The organism is uncultured Sphingomonas sp., assembly GCF_964021865.1.
In the GTDB taxonomy this organism is placed as follows: Bacteria; Pseudomonadota; Alphaproteobacteria; order Sphingomonadales; family Sphingomonadaceae; genus Sphingomonas.
This window is the reverse complement of sequence record NZ_CAXIAM010000061.1, coordinates 1-18,930: the sequence shown is the minus strand read 5'-3', so window position 1 is coordinate 18,930 and position 18,930 is coordinate 1. Positions and strand designations below refer to the sequence as shown.

23 protein-coding genes are annotated in these 18,930 nt (G+C 66.8%); 12 read left to right on the top strand and 11 right to left on the bottom strand.

The window, feature by feature from the left end:
• The 3 genes from AADI75_RS13880 to rpsL form a co-directional block, all read right to left on the bottom strand.
• Window positions 1–89 (bottom strand): GTP-binding protein (locus AADI75_RS13880; protein WP_341209602.1); only part of this gene is annotated, 89 nt, incomplete at its 3' end.
• 110 nt (window positions 90–199) lie between these two features.
• Window positions 200–670, bottom strand: coding sequence for a 30S ribosomal protein S7 (rpsG, locus tag AADI75_RS13875; protein ID WP_341209600.1), 471 nt, complete (start codon window positions 668–670; stop codon window positions 200–202).
• A gap of 66 nt (window positions 671–736) precedes the next feature.
• Entirely contained in the window at window positions 737–1,108 is a 372-nt protein-coding gene (gene rpsL, locus AADI75_RS13870) for a 30S ribosomal protein S12 (protein ID WP_022691828.1), read from the bottom strand.
• 282 nt (window positions 1,109–1,390) lie between these two features.
• On the opposite strand from rpsL, the gene AADI75_RS13865 reads away from it, so the two are divergent.
• A complete protein-coding gene (locus tag AADI75_RS13865; RefSeq protein WP_341209599.1) occupies window positions 1,391–2,599 on the top strand; it encodes a hypothetical protein in 1,209 nt (402 codons plus the stop codon).
• Here AADI75_RS13865 and AADI75_RS13860 read toward each other — a convergent pair.
• Together AADI75_RS13860 and AADI75_RS13855 are read right to left on the bottom strand one after the other, a co-directional pair.
• Window positions 2,560–2,904: a DUF3140 domain-containing protein gene (locus AADI75_RS13860; RefSeq protein WP_341209598.1), complete on the bottom strand. Its 345-nt coding sequence runs from the start codon at window positions 2,902–2,904 to the stop codon at window positions 2,560–2,562. The genes AADI75_RS13865 and AADI75_RS13860 overlap by 40 nt on opposite strands.
• A gap of 43 nt (window positions 2,905–2,947) precedes the next feature.
• Window positions 2,948–3,835, bottom strand: a complete 888-nt coding sequence (locus AADI75_RS13855) for a LysR family transcriptional regulator (RefSeq protein WP_341209597.1) — start codon at window positions 3,833–3,835, stop codon at window positions 2,948–2,950.
• Between the two features lie 99 nt (window positions 3,836–3,934).
• On the opposite strand from AADI75_RS13855, the gene AADI75_RS13850 reads away from it, so the two are divergent.
• Both AADI75_RS13850 and wrbA read left to right on the top strand, forming a co-directional pair.
• On the top strand, window positions 3,935–4,678 hold the full coding sequence (locus tag AADI75_RS13850) for a pirin family protein (protein ID WP_341209596.1): 744 nt from the start codon (window positions 3,935–3,937) through the stop codon (window positions 4,676–4,678).
• A 23-nt stretch (window positions 4,679–4,701) separates the two neighbouring features.
• On the top strand, window positions 4,702–5,304 hold the full coding sequence (wrbA, locus tag AADI75_RS13845; RefSeq protein ID WP_341209595.1) for an NAD(P)H:quinone oxidoreductase: 603 nt from the start codon (window positions 4,702–4,704) through the stop codon (window positions 5,302–5,304).
• A 110-nt stretch (window positions 5,305–5,414) separates the two neighbouring features.
• Here the strand turns inward: wrbA and AADI75_RS13840 are convergent, their stop codons facing one another.
• Window positions 5,415–6,254: a M15 family metallopeptidase gene (locus tag AADI75_RS13840; protein WP_341209594.1), complete on the bottom strand. Its 840-nt coding sequence runs from the start codon at window positions 6,252–6,254 to the stop codon at window positions 5,415–5,417.
• Here AADI75_RS13840 and AADI75_RS13835 point away from each other — a divergent pair.
• Complete coding sequence (locus AADI75_RS13835; RefSeq protein ID WP_341209593.1) at window positions 6,240–6,893, top strand: RNA pseudouridine synthase; 654 nt, start codon at window positions 6,240–6,242, stop codon at window positions 6,891–6,893. The two genes, AADI75_RS13840 and AADI75_RS13835, sit on opposite strands and share 15 nt — an antisense overlap.
• Before the next feature lie 343 nt (window positions 6,894–7,236).
• Here AADI75_RS13835 and AADI75_RS13830 read toward each other — a convergent pair whose 3' ends face one another.
• The 3 genes from AADI75_RS13830 to AADI75_RS13820 all read right to left on the bottom strand — a co-directional run bounded on the left by AADI75_RS13830 (window position 7,237) and on the right by AADI75_RS13820 (window position 9,450).
• Window positions 7,237–7,416, bottom strand: a complete 180-nt coding sequence (locus AADI75_RS13830) for a hypothetical protein (protein ID WP_341209592.1) — start codon at window positions 7,414–7,416, stop codon at window positions 7,237–7,239.
• 288 nt (window positions 7,417–7,704) lie between these two features.
• Window positions 7,705–8,127, bottom strand: a complete 423-nt coding sequence (arfB, locus tag AADI75_RS13825; RefSeq protein ID WP_341209591.1) for an alternative ribosome rescue aminoacyl-tRNA hydrolase ArfB — start codon at window positions 8,125–8,127, stop codon at window positions 7,705–7,707.
• 72 nt (window positions 8,128–8,199) lie between these two features.
• Window positions 8,200–9,450, bottom strand: a complete 1,251-nt coding sequence (locus AADI75_RS13820; RefSeq protein ID WP_341209590.1) for a DUF1996 domain-containing protein — start codon at window positions 9,448–9,450, stop codon at window positions 8,200–8,202.
• A 284-nt stretch (window positions 9,451–9,734) separates the two neighbouring features.
• Between AADI75_RS13820 and AADI75_RS13815 the strand changes: the two genes are divergently transcribed.
• Window positions 9,735–10,214, top strand: coding sequence for a GAF domain-containing protein (locus tag AADI75_RS13815; protein ID WP_341209589.1), 480 nt, complete (start codon window positions 9,735–9,737; stop codon window positions 10,212–10,214).
• 83 nt (window positions 10,215–10,297) lie between these two features.
• On the opposite strand, the gene AADI75_RS13810 is transcribed toward AADI75_RS13815, so the two are convergent.
• Together AADI75_RS13810 and AADI75_RS13805 are read right to left on the bottom strand one after the other, a co-directional pair.
• Window positions 10,298–11,593, bottom strand: coding sequence for a M20/M25/M40 family metallo-hydrolase (locus tag AADI75_RS13810; protein ID WP_341209588.1), 1,296 nt, complete (start codon window positions 11,591–11,593; stop codon window positions 10,298–10,300).
• Between the two features lie 45 nt (window positions 11,594–11,638).
• Entirely contained in the window at window positions 11,639–12,091 is a 453-nt protein-coding gene (locus tag AADI75_RS13805) for a universal stress protein (RefSeq protein ID WP_341209587.1), read from the bottom strand.
• A gap of 136 nt (window positions 12,092–12,227) precedes the next feature.
• Here AADI75_RS13805 and AADI75_RS13800 point away from each other — a divergent pair, with 136 nt between their 5' ends.
• The 7 genes from AADI75_RS13800 to AADI75_RS13770 form a co-directional block, all read left to right on the top strand.
• A complete protein-coding gene (locus tag AADI75_RS13800) occupies window positions 12,228–13,547 on the top strand; it encodes a pyruvate dehydrogenase complex dihydrolipoamide acetyltransferase (RefSeq protein WP_341209586.1) in 1,320 nt (439 codons plus the stop codon).
• A gap of 11 nt (window positions 13,548–13,558) precedes the next feature.
• The gene (locus tag AADI75_RS13795) at window positions 13,559–13,771 is read left to right on the top strand and encodes a hypothetical protein (protein ID WP_341209585.1); all 213 of its coding nucleotides are present in this window, start codon (window positions 13,559–13,561) and stop codon (window positions 13,769–13,771) included.
• Window positions 13,768–14,154, top strand: a complete 387-nt coding sequence (locus AADI75_RS13790) for an acyl-CoA thioesterase (protein ID WP_341209584.1) — start codon at window positions 13,768–13,770, stop codon at window positions 14,152–14,154. Before AADI75_RS13795 ends, AADI75_RS13790 begins: the two co-directional genes overlap by 4 nt.
• A 60-nt stretch (window positions 14,155–14,214) precedes the next feature.
• Entirely contained in the window at window positions 14,215–15,609 is a 1,395-nt protein-coding gene (gene lpdA, locus AADI75_RS13785) for a dihydrolipoyl dehydrogenase (RefSeq protein ID WP_341209583.1), read from the top strand.
• 234 nt (window positions 15,610–15,843) lie between these two features.
• Window positions 15,844–17,286, top strand: coding sequence for a hypothetical protein (locus AADI75_RS13780; RefSeq protein WP_341209582.1), 1,443 nt, complete (start codon window positions 15,844–15,846; stop codon window positions 17,284–17,286).
• A 79-nt stretch (window positions 17,287–17,365) separates the two neighbouring features.
• Window positions 17,366–18,484 carry an AI-2E family transporter gene (locus AADI75_RS13775; RefSeq protein WP_341209581.1) on the top strand — a complete coding sequence of 373 codons (1,119 nt, stop codon included), beginning with the start codon at window positions 17,366–17,368 and terminating at the stop codon, window positions 18,482–18,484.
• 99 nt (window positions 18,485–18,583) lie between these two features.
• The coding region (locus AADI75_RS13770) for a response regulator (protein ID WP_341209601.1) at window positions 18,584–18,930 on the top strand (347 nt) is incomplete at its 3' end.

Below are 18,930 nucleotides of genomic sequence, written 5' to 3'. Positions count from 1 at the left end.
ATACGCTCGGTCGTCGTCGTCTTGCCGGCGTCGATGTGCGCCATGATGCCGATGTTACGGTAGAGTTCGAGCGGATGGCTGCGGGCCATGAACGGGCTTCCTTGAGCAAATGTGGGGAGCGCAGCGCATCGGCCGGCTCCCCACGATATAGGTCAGATTTGAGACGCTTCCAAGACAGGTCGCGTCCGCATCGCCGGTGTTACCAGCGGTAGTGCGAGAAGGCGCGGTTCGCTTCCGCCATGCGGTGCGTGTCCTCGCGCTTCTTCACCGCGTTGCCACGGTTGTTCGACGCGTCGAGCAGCTCGCCCGACAGGCGCGCCGACATCGTGTTCTCGCTGCGCGCACGCGCAGCAGTGATCAGCCAGCGGATCGCCAGCGCCTGCGCACGCTCCGGACGGACTTCGACCGGAACCTGGTAGGTCGCACCGCCGACGCGGCGCGAACGGACTTCGATGCCCGGCTTGATGTTGTTCAGCGCATCGTGGAACACGCCGATCGGATCGCGCTTGGCGCGAGTCTCGACGGTTTCCAGAGCACCGTACACGATAGCTTCGGCCACGGACTTCTTACCGTCCAGCATGACCGAATTCATGAACTTCGACAGGACCACATCTCCGAACTTGGGGTCCGGCAGGATTTCCCGCTTTTCGGGACGACGACGACGAGCCATTCTCGTATTTCCTTACAAAACTTCAGCCTTTGGTGGTCGAGGAGCCTCAGGAGAGGCCCGACCGGCTTACTTCGGACGCTTCGCGCCGTACTTCGAGCGGGACTGCTTGCGATCCTTCACACCCTGCGTGTCGAGAACGCCGCGCAGCACGTGGTAGCGCACGCCGGGAAGGTCGCGCACACGGCCGCCGCGGATCAGCACGACGCTGTGTTCCTGCAGGTTGTGGCCTTCGCCCGGGATGTAGCTGATGACTTCGCGCTGGTTGGTCAGGCGAACCTTGGCCACCTTGCGCAGAGCCGAGTTCGGCTTCTTCGGGGTCGTCGTATAGACGCGGGTGCAGACGCCGCGCTTCTGCGGGTTCTGCTCCATCGCAGGGACCTTGCTCTTGGCCTTCTGCGGGTCGCGGCCCTTGCGGACCAGCTGGTTGATCGTCGGCATTGAAGCCTTCACCTTTCCGATAGGTTACTTTGCTGGAGCCCTAAAACAAGACTTGGAATACGAAAAGGAGCCGCGGCGCCGCCGCTTGGGCGGCGACCGGATGGCCCTTGATGCATCCAGCAATGTTCAAGCTGCCCGGCGGAGTCGCCTCCTCCCGGACCGGCGCGCTATACGCACGCTCGCCCCATCGGTCAATCGCCACGGTGCGTAGCATCGGCGCTTGCCGCCGCCACGCAACCGTTTACGACGCGCACGAGCTTACATGGGTTAGCAGGATACGCGATGCCGAATGTCATGGCGCAGGCGCGCGCCTTTCGCGATCGCGATTTCGCTGCACTCTTGATCGGCGCTACGCTGCTCTATGTCGCATGCCTGCCGCTGATGAACGGCGACATCCGCAACTACCTGATACCGTGGACGCAATACCTGCTCGATCACGGACGGTTCGCCGCGCTGGGCGACAACTTTTCCGAATATGCGCCGCCGTATCTCTACCTGCTGGCGCTGGGGAGCTGGACGGCGCCGGTGATCGGCGTGGTGCCCGCGATCAAGCTGGTGTCGATTGCCGGCACGCTGATCCTGGCAGGGACGATGTACACGCTGCTGGCGACGCGGCTCCCGCGCCGCCAGGCGCTGTCGGGCGCGGCGTTGACCCTGATCGCACCCACCGTGGTTGCGAACGGTCCGGTCTGGGGACAGTGCGACGCGCTTTATACCAGTTGCGCGATCCTCGCGGTTGCAGCCTTCATCCGGCAGCGGCCGGTGCTGGCGATGGCCGCGGTCGGCGCGGCGTTGTCGTTCAAGCTGCAGGGGGTGTTCATCGCGCCGCTCGTGCTCGCGATGCTGCTGGCCGGACGCGCGCGCTGGTGGACGCTGGCGATCATTCCTGCGGCCTATGCCACCGCGATGCTGCCGGCATGGCTCGCCGGCCGACCGGCGATCGATCTCGCGCTGCTCTATCTCGGGCAGGCGGATCATTACCACGACCTTGCGCGATCGGTGCCCAACATCTGGCAGATCCTGCGCGCGTTGGTCACCATCCCCTATCCACTTGGGGTTGCGGTCGGGATGCTCGCCGCCGCCGGTGCGACGATCGCGCTGGCGTGGCGGACGCGGCATCATCTGGCCACGCCCGAGGACGTGGTGCTGGTGGCGCTGATGGGGGCCATCGTGGTGCCGTACCTGCTGCCCAAGATGCACAACCGCTATTTCTTCATGGCCGACCTTTTGGCCGCCGCCTACGTCTTCCTGCGGCCGACGCCGCGCGCCTTCTGGATCGTGCGGCTGGTGACGATCGGCTCGCTGCTATCCTATGCCACCTTCCTGCTTCACCTGACCGGCGGCGCCTTCGTCGGCGCGTTCCTGATGACCGCCGGCCTGGTGCTGACGGGGCGCGAGATGCGCGAGCGACTGCCCTTTGGCCGCCCGGTCGCACGCATCGCCGAGGCCAATCATTTCAAGGGATCGTGTCCCCAGTTCATCAAGGAATAGCGCCAGTCCGAGTGCTCCTTGTCCTTCGTCGGACCACCCTGCGCCAGATGGCGATGCACATAGCCGATGACCTTTCTCATGTGCGCATAATCGTCATCGGTGAGATCGGCCTTCTTCTTGCGCTTGATCGCGACGATCCGCCGCCCCGATTCGTGACCGACGCTTTCGCCCGATCCCTTCCCGTCGCCGCCCTTCCAGCCGACACGCTTGCTGTCGTCGCTGTCGAGAAACCTTTCCAGCTCGGCCGGTGCCATGTTGACCGCCTCGGCAAAGTTCTTCGCAATGTCGTCGTGATCGTCGGTCATCGGCTTCTCCTCGGACCAGAAAAGCGCAGGCGACCTGAACGGTTCAATCGCGCAGGCGGGCGCTCAGGAACGCGATCAGCGCATCGACGCGCGCCGGGCGCAGCGCGCTGGGCGGGGTGAGCAGGTGCAGCCCGATCGGCGCCGGTGCCCAATCGTGGAGGATCTCGACCACCCGCCCCGCCGCCAGCGCCTCGCCGATGATAAAGCCCGGCAGCCGTGCGATGCCGAGCCCGGCCTCGAGCGCGGGGACGAGCGCCTCGCCGCTGTTCGCCGCCAGCGGCCCTGCCGCGCGCACCGACACCTCCGTCCCCCCGGCCCCGCGGAAACGCCACGGCCCGGTGATATTGGTGTAGCCGAGCAGCCGATGCTCGCCGAGCTGCGCCGCATGGGTCGGGGTGCCGTGCGCCGCCAGATACGATGGCGCGGCGACCAGATGCGTCGCGATCGAGCACAAACGCCGCGCGCGCAGCGAACTGTCGGGCAGGTCGGCGATGCGCAGCGCGACATCGAACCCCTCCGCGACGATATCGACCCGCGCGTCGGACAGGTGCAGCTCGATCTCGATCTGCGGATGGTCGCGCAGGAAGTCGGCGATCAACGGCGCAACGTTCTTCACTCCGAACGTCATCGGCGCGGCCAGCCGTATGCGCCCGCTCGGCACGCTGGCGCCGATCCGTGCCGCTTCCTCGGCGGCCTGCGCCTCGGCGACGATCCGCGCGGCATGGTCGGCCAACGGAGCGCCTGCCTCGGTCAACGCCAATCGTCGCGAGGTGCGATGGAACAGCGATACCCCCAAATGCGCTTCCAGCCGCGACACTGCCTTGGACACCGTCGCCTTGCTCAACCCGATCGCATCCGCCGCGCCGCTGAACGACCGGTGCTCGGCCACCGCGGCGAAGATCGCCCAGGCCTCGAAATCGGGGAGCCTCATGGGCTGCAATCTACGTCGCGAAACGATCCGTTTCAATCGTTTCTGTTTTGGAGCGCGTCCCGGCTCCCTAGCTTGGTGGCAACGAAATGGAGGTTCATCATGACCGACACCGCCACCCTTACCCGCTCCGCCGGCATCGAGCGTCGCGCCTTCGAAACGCTGGGCCACGCCAATCACGGCTGGCTCGACGCACGTCACCATTTCTCGTTCGCGAATTACCACGATCCGGCGCGCATGAGCTGGGGCGCGATCCGCGTCTGGAACGACGACACGATCGCCCCGAACAGCGGCTTTCCCCCGCATCCGCATCGCGACATGGAGATCATCACCTATGTCCGCAAAGGCGCGATCACGCATCAGGACTCGCTCGGCAACACCGGCCGTACCGAGGCGGGTGACGTGCAGGTGATGAGCGCGGGATCGGGCGTCCGCCATGCCGAATACAATCTCGAGAGCGAGCCGACGACGCTGTTCCAGATCTGGATCGAGCCGACCCGCAGCGGCGGCGCGCCGAGCTGGGGCGCCAAGCCGTTCCCGAAGGGCGACCGGACCGGCAAGTTCGTGACGCTCGCCAGCGGCTTCGAAGCCGATGTGACCGGCGCAGGCGCGGCGCTGCCGATCCGCGCCGAGGCGCGCGTGCTGGCGGCGACGCTGGCGGCGGGCGAGACGCTGACGCATGAGGTCGGCGAGGGCCGCCACGCCTATCTGGTCCCCGCGACCGGCGCGATCGAGATCGACGGCCAGCGCTTCGCGGCGCGCGACGGCGTCGCGATCACCGGCGGCCGCACCATCACCATCACCGCGATCGACGAGGCCGAACTGGTGCTCGTCGACGCCAACTGACCTTCTGAAAGGAGCTGACGACCATGACCAAGGTGCTCGTGCTTTATTATTCGTCCTACGGCCATATCGAGAAGATGGCCGACGCTATCGCCGAGGGTGCGCGCAGCGGCGGCGCGGAGGTCGATATCCGCCGCGTCGCCGAAACCGCCCCCGCCGAGATCGTCAAGGCGGCCGGTTTCAAGACCGACACCGCGCATCCCGAGATCGAGGGCCCGGACGCGCTCGCGAACTATGACGCGATCGTCGTCGGCGCGCCGACCCGCTACGGCCGGATGCCGAGCCAGATGGCGGCGTTCTGGGACACGACCGGCGGGCTGTGGATGAAGGGTGCGCTGGTTGGCAAGGTCGGCGGCGCGTTCACGTCGACCGCCAGCCAGCACGGCGGGCAGGAGACGACGTTGTTCTCGATCCTCACCAACCTGCTCCACCACGGGATGACGATCGTCGGGCTCGACTATGGCTTCCAGGGACAGATGGGCGTCGACGAGGTCAAGGGCGGCACGCCCTACGGCGCGAGCACGCTGGCCGATGGCGACGGCAGCCGCCAGCCCTCGGCGGTCGAACTGGACGGCGCACGCTACCAGGGCAAGCGCATCGCCGAAACCGCCGCGAAGCTGACGGCGTAAAAAGCCTTCATCGTCGTCCCGGGCTTGCCCCGGGACCCCGCTTCTTCTTTTCGTGTCTGGAAGGAAAAGCGGGGTCCCGGATCAAGTCCGGGACGACAACTTTACTACTTCTACCGCTTCTTCACCCGCGCCACCCTGCATTTCCCCTTGCGACACTCCGGCGGCGCGATCGCTCCGAGATACACCGGCGGCGGCGCAATCTGCGCGATCACCACCGGATCGCGCAACACCGCCGGATCGGCCGGGTAGCGCACCCGCGCCGCCGCAAACAACGCCCGCGCCCGCGCCGCCCCCGGTGCCTTCGCGCTCGCACCGACCCAGCGCCAGTGCCACGGCTCCCATTTCACGCGCTGGCGATTGCCCGCCGGGAACGACATCTCGAACCCATAGCGCGCCGCATTCTTCACCAGCCAGCGAAACGCCGGCGTCGCCGCGACGCATGCCTCGGCGTCCGGACAATCGTTGCGGCGCGGGCGGAACGCGAAGTCGAGCGCGAATCCGGTTGCGTGCTCGCTATGCCCCGGCGGCGCGACCGACAGCGCGCGCTGCGCCGCATCGGTCTGCCCCTCGCGACAAAACACCGCCTCCTGATAGGTGATCGACCGGTGGCACGACAGCGCGAGCACCTGACCGCCCGCCGCCGGATCGCGCGCCGCTGCCTCGATCAGCCGTTGCAGATCGGGCAGCACCTCGCGTCGCAGCACGCAGGGATTGACCGACAGCGCCGACGGCACGGGGACCAGCGCGTCGGGCGCAGCGTCGCCATAAGGAAGATGCCCCAAGACACGGCCATCGGCAGACGTCGGCACGCGTCGACCATCGCACAATTGCGCCTGGACGGGCGTGGAGGCCAGCGCAGCCATGGCGGCAAGGATCGTCGGAAGTCGCACCGCGCCCTCTGGCCATGCCGCGCGGCAACTGGCAAGAGCCGCGCCATGTTGGGTCAGCATGTTCTTTTCCTCGATGGCGAGGCCCTGGTGATCGACAAGCCCGCCGGGCTGCCGGTCGATCCGCCCCGCGACGGGGGCCTCAGCCTCGAAAATCATCTCGCGTCGCTCACCTTCGGGTTCCGGCGCTGGCCGGTCGCGGTCCACCGCCTCGACCGGGACACGAGCGGATGCCTGCTGCTGTCGCGCAACCCCAAGGCACACGCACGGTTCCAGCAAGCGTTCGAGCGTGGCGAGGTGTCCAAGCGCTATGTCGCGATCCTCGATGGCGTTCCCGAGGGCGAGGATGGCACGATCGATCTGCCGCTCGGCAAGGTTTCGACCGCTGAGGAAGGCTGGCGGATGACGCGCGATCCGCGCGGCAAGGCGGCGCGTACCGACTGGCGACTGCTCGCGATCAACGACGGCCGCGCGTTGGTCGAGTTCCGCCCGGCGACCGGCCGCACCCACCAGATCCGCGTCCACGCGCGCGAGGGGCTGGGCGTCCCGGTCACCGGCGATCCGGTCTATGGCACCAAGCATGACGGCGGCATGATGCTCCACGCGATCGCACTGTCGCTAGTCCGTCCCGGCAAGCCGGACATTGCGGCGGAAGCGCCGTGGCCGGAGCGGTTCAGCGCGCTGGGGTTCGCGGCGGGTTGAGAGGGTTGGTAGTTAGTCGCCGTGCTCGGAGGCGATGACTGCTTCCGGCCAGATCAAGAGCGTTGCCGCCGTTCGCATGAGGTCTTAGCCTACGCGCATGTGGACATTCGTGCTTTGGAGCTTAGCGGCTTTTGTTGCGGCCATATATTGCTTGACCAAGGCGGTAATCGACCTCGGCAGACGCAAGTATGTTTCGGGCGCGATCGGCTTGGTCAGCGCCGCGATATTCCTGCTCACCCCTGTTCAAGGCCCAACCGGTCCGGTGAAGATCGATTTGCCAGCACGATGACAACATCCGCGAGCGGCGCTCGCGACCTGTCCGCTGCCGCCCAGCTTCGGGCATTCATTGCAACCACGCAGGAAGGTCGAATGCCTCTCCAGCCGCGTCTTTCGGCGGCGGTCCGATGCTCGTCACAAAACCATCTTGCCAGCCGGTCAGCCCGAGCTTTGTGGGAATGACATTAAAGCCGTCGGGATAATCGGAAAAGCCAGACTTCTCTCTGAGCGCCTCAACCGCGGCCAAGGCTTCCCGCTCGGATGCATAGATGCCGATATGAAGCTCCGTGTCCTCGCGATGATCTTATTCGCGGGTGAACCAAAGATCAAAGACGGTGTCCATCGGGAGGGAATATCGGTGCACTCCCGGCGCAGCAAGCGCATGACCGCTCTCCACCAAACCCCGCCACTCGGCAACACTGCCACGATCCTCGACCAAGCGGCGGTGACTGCTCACTTGCCCTTTTCCGTCATCCCGGATCAAGACCGGGACGGTGAGCGATACGCGTGTCCGAGCCGAAACGTCGACCACACCTCAATCGAACCCCGGCTTCTTCCGCCCCGACTTCACCGCGGAGCGCCCCTTCTTCGCATCCACCCGCCGCACCTGCGACGCGCGGGTCGGCTTGGTCGCGCGGCGCTTGGCCTGCACCACCGTCGCCTCGCGCACCAGCGCCAGCAACCGCTCGCGCACCTCGGCGCGGTTGATGTGCTGTGACCGCGAGCCCTCGCTGCGCAGCGTCAGCACGCCGTCGCGCGTCATCCGCGACCCCGCCAGTTCCGCCAGCCGCAGCTTTACCCGCTCGGGCAGATCGGACCGCGCCACGTCGAACCGCAGCAGCACCGCCGAGTCGGTCGTGTTGACATGCTGCCCCCCTGCCCCACCCGAACGGGTGAAGCTCTCCTCGATCAGATCGGTGTCGATGCTGATCGTACGGGTGACGGGAACGCGGGCCATGCCTGCTCCATAAATGCGAAGAACCGGCCGCACCATCGGTGCGACCGGTTCTTCTTCACGACCGTCGAGGGATCAGGCGGCGGGAACGTCGACCAACCGCGGCTTGGCGACCCAATCGAAGTTCGGGTCGAAGGCCAGCTGCTTGCCGTTGCCCAGATCGCCGCCGTTGCAGCTTAGCACCTTGTTGATGCAATGATCGAACCACATCTTCAGCACGTCGTCGTCCCATGCGCCCATCCAGTCGGCGTGGAAGGTCGAACCCGGGCGCATGGGTGCCATGCCCGGCATGGTGTCGGACGCCAGCGACCACGTCGACATCCCCGGCGTCCACTCGCCGGACCGGTCCAGATCCTCGTCGACCGTGTACCAGGCCGCCAGCGAGAACATCGGGATCAGGTACGGAAGGTTAGCGGGGCAACGCTGCTGGCCCATGTTGTTCCACTGCGGATAGCCGACATGGCTGCGGTGATCGGCACTGTTCAGGTTCTTGCCGTCCCAGCACGTCGGCGATGCGATGATCGCGCCGATGCGGTTGCCGACCGGGCAATTTTTCGCGGCCGTCACGAGATCGGGATAATGTCCCGAAACCGCTGTCGGGCCGTCACAGCTGAAATAGAAGCCTTCGCTCTTCCCGCTCGTCATGTTGTAGCCGAAGACGTAACGCAGACCGCGCGGCAACACGACGCAGGCCTTGCCAATCTTCTGACACTCGGGATCGTCCTCGGCCAAGGCCTTGTAGTAGATCACGACATAATCGGGGCGCACGACCTTGCCCTTGCCGTTAAGCATCGCCGGAATCCAGTAAGCCGAACGGTTCAGCTTGTTCGAGCAGGTGCTTTCACCGGAGGTACGCAGGCTTGCATAGGTTGAATAGGCGTTGGCGCCGGTGTTGCCGAAGAATTGGTGCAGGTGGCTCTTGCCCGGCTGCCCCGGATAGACGATCGGATCGTCACGCTTCACGTCACCGGCGCTGCAGTGGAAGCGGAACGCGCCGACACCCTCGGTTCCCTTTGCCGGGATCTCACCGGTGCCCCACGCCGGAACGATATACTTGTTGACGTCGAAGTTCGACGCGATCTTCTCAAGCTGACCTTGTCCCGGCAGCAGGCCGGTCTGCACGGCACCCTTCACCGGCTCGATCGCGGCGGTCTTGACCGCCGACGTGATCGACGTCGGCAGCACGCCGCTCAGCTTCACGGTCGTCGGCGCCGCGATGACCGTCACCTTGCCGGCAAGCGCCTTGAGCAAGCTGGACGGAATGATCGCGGCATAAGCGGTAGAGGCAGCCAGGATCATGGCGCCCGAAATGACGATTTTCTTCATCATAGTCCCTGGCGTTGTTGGCGCTCCGTGAACCAAAGTTCATCTTGAACGCTGTTTTCGACCGGCACGGCCGGTGCCGCGCTGTAGAGACATGATTAGCGACAAAACCCTAACATAATCTAATACTTCTAGTTTATTTTCGTTAAGCGTTAGAATACTTAGGGGACCGCTTCAAGGATGCTGGTTACTTCCTGTTTACTTCATTTACCAGCATCCTAATTTCGACTCGTCCCGCGATGCACTCCCTCTGGCGCAGCCACCCGTCAGCGCCTACCTCGACGCGCATGTACGACTTCCACATCGCAGCCGAATCGAAGCCGGCGCTGTACCGCGAGCTGCTGGGGGCGCTGGACGCGCTGACCGCCGGAGAGCCCGATGGTATTGCCAACATGGCCAACGCCGCCGCGTTGATCGCACAGTATCTGCCGGACCTGAACTGGTCGGGCTTCTATCGTCTCGTCGACGGCGAGCTGGTGCTGGGGCCGTTCCAGGGCAAGGCGGCGTGCATCCGCATCCCGCTGGGCAAAGGCGTATGTGGCACGGCGGCGGCGGAACGGCGGACGCAATTGGTCGCCGACGTCCACGCCTTTCCGGGCCATATCGCGTGCGACGCGGCGAGCCGCTCGGAACTGGTGGTGCCGATCGTCCGCGACGGCGCGCTGCTCGGCGTCCTCGACCTCGACAGCCCGTCGCCGGCGCGATTCGATGAAGAGGACGCGCGCGGGTGCGAAACGCTGATGGAGCTGCTGGCGGCGCGGCTCTAATCGTCATCGCGAGCGTAGCGAAGCGATCCGGGGCGTCCTGATCCGCGCCTGCATCGCGTGACGACGCTCGCAGTGAGGGACGACTACTTCTTCTCGCGCCCCGCGAACGTCACGAGGCTCTCCGCGCCAGTCGCGCCGACCGCCGCGACCCCGAAGAAATGGTCGTCGACCGGCACGCCCGCGACGTCGAGGCTGGTGCCGGTCGCCTCGCGCGATTGCGTCCACGCCGCCGCGTCGGCGCGCCGCCAGTAGATCTTGTAGCGCGCCGCCCCCGGCACCGCGGTCCACGTCACCTTTGTGTCGTACGACAACGCGCCGGAGATCGACGCGACCGGCGGCGCGGCGGGCGCGGCGGCGAGCCGCGCGATCGTCGCCACGTTGATCGCGGTGACCTTCGCCAGATACGGGAAGTCCATCCCCTCGATCGTGTCGGCATAGACGCGCCCGTTCTCGGTGCGCACGTCCTGATGCTGGCGATCCCAATTTTCCGCCGCGACCGAGAAGCGCACCGCCGGATAGCCTTGCTTCAGGAACGGCTCGTGATCGCCGCCGCGCCCGAAGCGATCGGGGCGGCGGTCGACGAACACCCCGAACCCGCCGGGCAGCGTGCCCGCGATGCCGTCGATCGCCTTAGCCAACGCGCGGCTCGGGCCGTCATCCTCGCCGCCGACGCCGCGCCGCTCGATCGCCTCGGCGAGCGATTCGCTGCTGCGAATTCCTTCGGAGAAGACGCGGACATAGCCGTCGATCGTCACCCCGCCCTGCCCGACCGTATTGCCGACGATATCGTTGTTGAGCATCGCATCGACCTGCCACCCGCGCGCCTTTGCGGTCTCGGCGAGCAGGGTCGCGCCCCACAATCCCTGTTCCTCGCCGGAAAAGGCGACATAGACGATGTTCGCCGCAAATTTCTCTTTCGACAGGATGCGCGCCGCCTCCAGCACCAGCGCGACGCCGCTCGCGTCGTCGTTCGCGCCGGGCGCATCGCTGGTGGCGTTCATCACGTCGGTGACGCGGCTGTCGATGTGCGCACCGACGATGATGTAACGATTGGGGTCGCTGCCCTTCTGGACTCCGAGCACGTCCTCGATCACCACGCCGTCGGGCGCGCGCGGGCCGACAAAGCGCCGCGACAGCCGCTCGGTCGCGATGCACCCGCCGCACGCACGCGACAGCGATGCGAACTCGCCCGCCACCCAAGTGCGCGCTGCGCCGATCCCGCGCTTCGGGTCGGTCGCCGAGGACAGCGAGTGACGCGTGCCGAACGACACCAGCTTCTCGACCGTCGCGCGTTGCCGGGCTTGCGACGGCGCCTCGCGCGCTGCGACGGGGGTGGCGAGGAGCAGCGGGGCGGCGGCGAGCAACAGGCGATGGTTCATGCCCCGCTTGTGGCAATGGAATCACGTGCGCTCAAGCGATTGCGATCAACTCAGCCGGTCGATCGCCTCGGCCGACAATCCGCCGGGCACGATCATCAGCGGCACCGGCAGCGTGCCGACATCCGCCGCGAAATGGGCGACCAGCGCACCGGGCGCGCCGTCGGCGGCCGCCCCCAGCACCAGCGCGGCGATCTGCGGATTTTCCGCGATCATCGCGCGGATCACCTTCGGCCCGTCGCCGCTGCGCACCGTGATCGACGGATGCACCCCCGATTCCTCCAGCAACGTGCCCGCCGCGCGCGCCACCAGCCCCTCGGCATGGCGCTGCTGCTCGTCCTCGATCGTCGCCTGCACCCCGCCGAACGGGATGAACTCCTGCGGCGGCAGCAGGGCGAGGATTTCCACCCCGCCACCGGTCTTCACCGCCCGCCGCGCCGCGAAGCGCAGCGCGATCAGCGCCTCGGGCGTATCGTCGATCACGGTCAGATAGATGCGCATCAAGGCCCCCTTGTCCGCCCGGTGTATCCGCCGCGCTCGCCCGCGCCAAGCACATGGGGCAAGGCGGCGGGCTTGACCATACGGCGCGCGTCCGCAAGAGACGGGCGCCTGTCCCACGAGCCTCTCGAGGATCACGATGCCGATCGAAATCAAGATGCCTGCCCTGTCGCCGACGATGGAGGAGGGCACGCTGGCCAAATGGCTCGTGAAGGAAGGCGACACCGTCAAGGCCGGCGACATCATGGCCGAAATCGAGACCGACAAGGCGACGATGGAGTTCGAGGCGGTCGACGAGGGCGTCATCTCCAAGATCGCGGTCGCCGAAGGGTCTGACGGCGTGAAGGTCGGTACGGTCATCGCGCTGCTGCTCGCCGATGGCGAGGAAGAAGGTGAGAGCACTCCTGCCCCCGCCGCGAAGGAAAGCGAGCCCAAGCCCTCGCCCGCCGACCCGAACAAGACCGGCACCGAGGCGCAGCCCGCCAAGGAAGACGTCCGCGATCACGGCAAGCCCGCCGATCCCACGCCCGCGCCAGCGCGCCAGGACGGTGACCGCGTCAAGGCGAGCCCGCTCGCACGCCGCCTCGCCGCCGACAAGGGCGTCGACCTGTCGGGCGTGAAGGGCAGCGGCCCGAACGGCCGGATCGTCAAGGCCGATATCGACGGTGCGCAAGCAGGCAAGGCACCGGCACCGACCGCCGCGGCGAGCAGCCCAGCGCCCGCCGCGAGCGCCGCCCCCGCACCGACCCCGGCGCAGGTGCCCGATATCCCACACGAGCTGACCAAGCTCACCAACATGCGCAAGACGATTGCGCGCCGCCTGACCGAATCGAAGCAGCAGGTCCCGCACATCTACCTCACGGTCGACGTGCAGCTCGACAAGCTGCTGAAGCTGCGTGGCGAATTGAACGCCGGGCTCGAGTCGCGCGGCGTGAAGCTGTCGGTCAACGACCTGCTCATCAAGGCGCTCGCCGTTGCGTTGGTGCAGGTGCCGAAGTGCAACGTGATGTTCACCCCGGACCAGCTCGTCAGCTTCCAGCGCGCCGACATTTCGGTCGCGGTGTCCACGCCGGACGGGCTCATTACCCCGGTCATCACCGAGGCCGACACCGCCTCGCTGTCGAGCATCTCGACGCGCATGAAGGACCTCGCCGCGCGCGCCCGCGACAAGAAGCTGAGGCCGGAGGAATTCACCGGCGGCACCGCGTCGATCAGCAACATGGGTATGTTCGGGATCAAGCAGTTCGAGGCGGTCATCAACCCGCCGCAGGGCATGATCCTGGCGGTCGGCGCGGGCGAGAAGCGCCCGTGGGTGCTGGCTGACGGCACGCTCGGCGTCGCGTCGATCATGTCGGCGACGGGCAGCTTCGACCACCGCGCGATCGACGGCGCGGACGGCGCGCAGCTGATGCAAGCGTTCCGCGACCTGGTCGAGAACCCGCTGGCGATGCTCGCCTGAGGCGGGTGCGCGTGGCGCAGATGCAAATGTCGGCGGAGAAGCGCGAGATCGGATGGAGCGCGCTGTCGCTCGGCGTGACCGCGCTGGTCTTCAAGGGCGCGGCATGGAGCTATCCGCAGGGCGCCACGACGATCTGGTTGGTCGGCGGGGCGACGCTGGTCGCGGTCGGCGTGCTGGGCGCGCGCGACATCTGGCGTGTACGCCGTGAAGGAGAAACCGCATGACCGCCACGCCCCCTGATCGCGCGCCCACGATCCGCGTCACCGCGATGCCCGCCGACGCCAACGCCTATGGCGACATCTTCGGCGGCTGGCTGATGAGCCTGATGGACTCGGCCGCCGGGCTCACCGCCGCGCGCCGCTCGCGCGGGCGGGCGGTGACGATCGCGATGGACGGAATGCAGTTCCACGCGCCCGTCCATGTCGGCGACGAGGTATCGGTCTATGCGCAGATCGAGAAGATCGGGCGCACCTCGATCGCGATCCAGGTCGAAAGCTGGGCGCGCGACCGGCACGGCGAGGAATCGCGCAAGGTAACCGAAGCGCGCTTCACCTTCGTCGCGATCGACGAGGATCGCCGTCCGCGCGAAGTGCCGCCGGCGGCGTAAGAGTTTTTCGGGCCGCTGCGCCCGTGGTGACAACAAGGGCTGCGGCCCGGGAGTGGTTACATGGCTGACACCTACGACCTTATCGTTCTCGGCTCCGGCCCCGGCGGCTATGTCGCCGCGATCCGTGGCGCACAGCTCGGCCTGAAGGTCGCGATCGTCGAGCGCGAGCGGCTGGGCGGGATCTGCCTCAACTGGGGCTGCATCCCGACCAAGGCGCTGCTGCGCACGTCCGAAATCTACCATTACATGACCCATGCGGGTGATTACGGGCTCAAGGCCGAGAACATCGGCTTCGATCTCGCCAAGATCGTCGACCGCAGCCGCAAGGTTTCCGGGCAGCTCAATGCCGGCGTCAAGGGCCTGATGAAGAAGAACAAGATCACCGTGGTCGAGGGCTTCGGCTCGATCACGGCCAAGGGCAAGCTGTCGGTCAAGCAAGGCAACGGGACCGTCGATCTTGAGGCAAAGCATATCCTGGTCGCGACCGGCGCGCGCGCCCGCGACCTGCCGTTCGCCAAGGCCGACGGCAAGCGCATCTGGACCTATCGCCACGCGATGGTGCCCGAGGTGATGCCGACCAAGCTGCTGGTGATCGGGTCGGGCGCGATCGGCGTCGAGTTCGCGAGCTTCTACAACGACATGGGCGCGGACGTGACGATCGTCGAGATGCTGCCGCGCATCCTGCCGGTCGAGGATGAGGAAGTCAGCGCCTTCATGGAGAAGCGGCTGACCAAGGACGGGATCAAGATCATCACCGGCGCCGGCGTCGAGAAGATCGACACCGCGGCGGACGGCGTAAAGGCGACGATCAAGGGTAAGGACGGCAAGTCGACGACCGAAGACTATAGCCACGTCATCGTCGCGATCGGCATCGTCCCGAACACCGAGGAGATCGGGCTGGAGAAGCTGGGCGTCGCCACCGAGCGCGGCCACATCAAGGTCGACGGCTTCGGACGCACGAACGTCGAGGGCATCTATGCGATCGGCGACGTCACCGGCGCGCCGTGGCTGGCGCACAAGGCGAGCCACGAGGGCATCATCTGCGTCGAGAAGCTGGCCGGCGGCAATCCGCATCCGTTCGAGACGTGGAACATCCCCGGCTGCACCTACAGCCGCCCGCAGGTGGCGAGCGTCGGACTGACCGAGGCCAAGGCCAAGGACGCCGGCCGCGACATCAAGGTCGGCAAATTCCCCTTCATCGGCAACGGCAAGGCGATCGCGCTCGGCGAGGCCGACGGCTTCATCAAGACCGTGTTCGATGCCAAGACCGGCGAACTGCTCGGCGCGCACATGGTCGGCGCGGAAGTGACCGAGCTGATCCAGGGCTATGTCGTCGCGCGCCAGCTCGAAACCACCGAGCATGAGCTGATGGAGACGGTGTTCGCGCACCCGACGCTCAGCGAGATGATGCACGAGAGCGTCCTCGGCGCCTACGGCCGCGCGGTTCACTTCTGAGGTCAGCACGGTCGCGGCGCCCCGGACTTGATCCGGGGCCCCGCTTCCGCCGCGGTAACAAGGCTGTTGAAATGGCCGCGTCAGCTACGCACCGCCCATCCTCGACAGGTCGGTTGGAGAGTCCCGGCTGAAAACCACTTCTCGTCATTGCGAGCGTAGCGAAGCAACCCAGGGCTGGATCAAGACGCCCTGGATTGCTTCGCTACGCTCGCAATGACGGACGTTCCCCGCACGATGAGGACGAAACCGGACGACTCCACCGCGAGGCTCCATTCGCACCTGATCGCCGCCACGCTGCTCTTCGCACTATCACTCGCGCTCTTCTGGCCCGGCTATGCCGAATTCGACACGCTGCGCCAGTATGAGCAGGCCATCTCCGGGCAGGTCGACGATTGGCACCCGCCGGTCATGGCGCGGCTGTGGCAGGCGCTGTTGCCGCTCGGGCACGGCACCGCACCGCTGCTGACGCTGCAGCTCGCCGGTTATTGGCTGGGCCTCGCGCTGATCGCCGACGCGCTCGCCCGCCTGGGGCGCCCCCGCGCCGGCTGGGCGGCCCTTGCGGTGGGGCTGCTTCCGCCGCTGCTCGGCTGGCAGGGCGTCGTGCTCAAGGACGCGCAACTGGTCGGCGCCGGGCTTGCCGCTACCGGGCTGATCGCACGCTATCGCCTCCGCGATCTGCCGATACCCCCCGCGATCGCGGCCACCGCGGGCATGCTCTTCGCTTATGCCCTGCTGGTCCGCGCGAACGCGGTCTTCGCGCTCGCGCCACTGATCGTCGCGCTTTTGCCGATCGAGCGCCTTGCGGCGCGGATCGGGGCCGCGCTCGGCATCGTCGTCGCCGCGCTTGCGCTGTCGGGCGCCATCAATCACCGCGTGCTCCGCACGCAGCGCAGCGACGTCGCCACCACCCAGCCGCGCTACGACCTCGCCGGCATCGCGGCCCGCACGCCGGGCGCGGCGATCGCGGGTCTGCCCGCCGAAACCGGCGCGACGCTGCGCGCGCATCACTGCGTCACGCCCTATTTCTGGGATCCGCTCGAGGACACCCCCGCCTGCGCTGCTGCACTGATGCCGCTCAGGCGGCTTTCCACCGGCACGCTATATCGCCAGCTTGCCCGCGAGGCGCTGCGCCACCCCATTGCCTATCTCGCGCAACGCGCCGCGCATCTGAACATGACCGAGCGCTGGCTCGTCCCCATGCGCCTTCCCGGCGCGGAGCCGCCGACGGCCGGCGAACCGAACGCTTACGGTATCGCCACGCCTGGCGCAGCGGCGGGCGCGTGGCGAACGCTCGCCGGGCTCGCAACCCGGACTCCGCTCGGATGGCCGTTCGCCTGGCTCGCGGCCGCGGGCTTGCTGCTGGTCGCGGCACGGCAGGCACGTCCCGGCCCCACCCGCCGGCTGGCGCTCGGGCTGCTCGCCTCGGCGCTGGCGCTGGAGACGAGCTTCGCGGCGATCTCGATCGCGGCCGATCTGCGCTATCATCTATGGCCAATGATCGCGACGGCGCTGGCCGCGATCCTTCTGGCGCGGTCGCCGTCGCGGGGCGCGATCATGGCCGTGGCGTTGCTGCTCGTCGCGCCGGCGCTCGTCGCACGCGCGATTCTGCCCGACCCGCCGCAGGAGTATGACGCGCTGCTGCGCTGGACACCCGGCGTGGCGCTGCTGCCACGCTGAACGGATTTCCTTCGCGCGCCACGCGCCTTTTTTGGCACAGGTGCGTTGTGCCGCCTGTGAAACGGTCCGCCCGCCCCGCATGAATCGCCTCACCCCCGACGAGTCGGACGCTCGCTTCATCCGTCGCGTGCTGTGGATCGTGGTGATCGTGGCGCTGGTCGCGGCGCTTTATCTTGCGCGACACCTGCTGATCCTGGCGTTCGGATCGGTGCTGATCGCGATCGTGATCCATGCGATCGCCGAGCTTTACGCGACCCGCGCGCATCTGGGCACCAAACGCGCGATGACCGCGGCGATCCTGACGCTGCTGGGCTTCCTCGCATTGCTGTTCTGGCTGTTCGGGGTCGAATTCCGCGCGCAGGTGAACACTTTGGTGCTCGCCCTGCCGGGGCTGCTGGACCAGTTCCAGGCATATATGTCGCAAAGCCCGGTCGGCGCGAAGGTGGTCGACGCGGTGCGCGCGGCGTTTGCGGGCAGCCGGGTGGCGCAGGATATCGGCGAGATCGTCCGCGGCGCCGGACAATTGCTGCTCAACACCGTGCTGGTGCTGTTCGGGGCGATCTTCTTCGCGGTCGATCCGAAGATCTACGAGCGCGGCGTGCTTCTGCTGGTGCCGCCATCGCGCCGCGCCGCGATGGAAGATGCGCTGGGGGATGTCGGCTCCACGCTGCTGCTGTGGCTGCGCGCGCAATTGATCCAGATGACCGCGATGGGGACGATGGTCGGGCTCGGGCTATGGGCGGCAGGTGTCCCCTCCCCTGCGATGCTGGGGCTGCTGACCGGGCTCAGCGAGTTTATCCCCTATGTCGGCCCGGTGGCGGCGATGCTGCCCGCGCTGGGGCTCGCCGCGACGGCGGGCACCGATCAATTGCTGTGGGCGCTGGGCGTGTTCGCGGCGGTGCGAATCATCCAGACCAATTTCGTGACGCCGTTCGTCACCAGCCGAGTCGTTGCGATCCCGCCGGCGCTCAGCCTGTTCGCGATCATCGGCACCGGCGCAGTGTTCGGCTTGTTCGGGCTGTTCTTTTCGGGCGGCATTCTGGTCGTCAGCTTCACGCTGGTGCGCAGCCTGTATCTGCGCGAAATGCTCGGCGAAGACATTCCTCGCTCGCGCGAGCGCACGCTTTTCACAGCGATGGGGACACCGCGTGAACCGAACGTCGACAAGCAAAGTGAAAAAAGGGAACACTCAATTTAAGTGGCAGTTAACCTTTATGCTTCAGAGGCAGTTTGGTAAACGAACCAGACAGGCGTGGCCGGCGACGGCATTTCGCCACCGACAACCGGGGAATTGCCGATGCGCGTGCTGCTGATCGAGGACGAGCCGACCACCGCCAAGGCCATCGAGTTGATGCTGTCGACCGAAGGCTTCAACGTCTACAATACTGATCTAGGTGAAGAAGGCCTCGATCTGGGCAAGCTCTACGATTACGACATCATCCTTCTGGACCTGAACCTGCCCGACATGCATGGTTACGACGTGCTCAAGAAGCTGCGCGTCGCCCGGGTCCAGACCCCGGTGTTGATCCTCAGCGGCATCAACGAAATGGATTCAAAGGTGCGCAGCTTCGGCTTCGGCGCCGACGATTACGTCACCAAGCCGTTCCACCGCGAAGAACTGATCGCGCGCATCCACGCCGTCGT

Bases quoted from the DNA above. Each gene is read 5' to 3' on its own strand.
- AADI75_RS13780 (WP_341209582.1), top strand. From the start codon at position 15,844: ATGAGGACGAAACCGGACGACTCCACCGCGAGGCTCCATTCGCACCTG.
- AADI75_RS13865 (WP_341209599.1), top strand. From the start codon at position 1,391: ATGCCGAATGTCATGGCGCAGGCGCGCGCCTTTCGCGATCGCGATTTC.
- AADI75_RS13860 (WP_341209598.1), bottom strand. From the start codon at position 2,904: ATGACCGACGATCACGACGACATTGCGAAGAACTTTGCCGAGGCGGTC.
- AADI75_RS13790 (WP_341209584.1), top strand. From the start codon at position 13,768: ATGACCGCCACGCCCCCTGATCGCGCGCCCACGATCCGCGTCACCGCG.
- arfB (WP_341209591.1), bottom strand. From the start codon at position 8,127: ATGGCCCGCGTTCCCGTCACCCGTACGATCAGCATCGACACCGATCTG.
- AADI75_RS13840 (WP_341209594.1), bottom strand. From the start codon at position 6,254: ATGCTGACCCAACATGGCGCGGCTCTTGCCAGTTGCCGCGCGGCATGG.
- AADI75_RS13835 (WP_341209593.1), top strand. From the start codon at position 6,240: ATGTTGGGTCAGCATGTTCTTTTCCTCGATGGCGAGGCCCTGGTGATC.
- AADI75_RS13850 (WP_341209596.1), top strand. From the start codon at position 3,935: ATGACCGACACCGCCACCCTTACCCGCTCCGCCGGCATCGAGCGTCGC.
- lpdA (WP_341209583.1), top strand. From the start codon at position 14,215: ATGGCTGACACCTACGACCTTATCGTTCTCGGCTCCGGCCCCGGCGGC.
- rpsL (WP_022691828.1), bottom strand. From the start codon at position 1,108: ATGCCGACGATCAACCAGCTGGTCCGCAAGGGCCGCGACCCGCAGAAG.
- AADI75_RS13815 (WP_341209589.1), top strand. From the start codon at position 9,735: ATGTACGACTTCCACATCGCAGCCGAATCGAAGCCGGCGCTGTACCGC.
- AADI75_RS13800 (WP_341209586.1), top strand. From the start codon at position 12,228: ATGCCGATCGAAATCAAGATGCCTGCCCTGTCGCCGACGATGGAGGAG.
- AADI75_RS13775 (WP_341209581.1), top strand. From the start codon at position 17,366: ATGAATCGCCTCACCCCCGACGAGTCGGACGCTCGCTTCATCCGTCGC.
- rpsG (WP_341209600.1), bottom strand. From the start codon at position 670: ATGGCTCGTCGTCGTCGTCCCGAAAAGCGGGAAATCCTGCCGGACCCC.
- AADI75_RS13810 (WP_341209588.1), bottom strand. From the start codon at position 11,593: ATGAACCATCGCCTGTTGCTCGCCGCCGCCCCGCTGCTCCTCGCCACC.
- AADI75_RS13820 (WP_341209590.1), bottom strand. From the start codon at position 9,450: ATGAAGAAAATCGTCATTTCGGGCGCCATGATCCTGGCTGCCTCTACC.
- AADI75_RS13805 (WP_341209587.1), bottom strand. From the start codon at position 12,091: ATGCGCATCTATCTGACCGTGATCGACGATACGCCCGAGGCGCTGATC.
- AADI75_RS13855 (WP_341209597.1), bottom strand. From the start codon at position 3,835: ATGAGGCTCCCCGATTTCGAGGCCTGGGCGATCTTCGCCGCGGTGGCC.
- wrbA (WP_341209595.1), top strand. From the start codon at position 4,702: ATGACCAAGGTGCTCGTGCTTTATTATTCGTCCTACGGCCATATCGAG.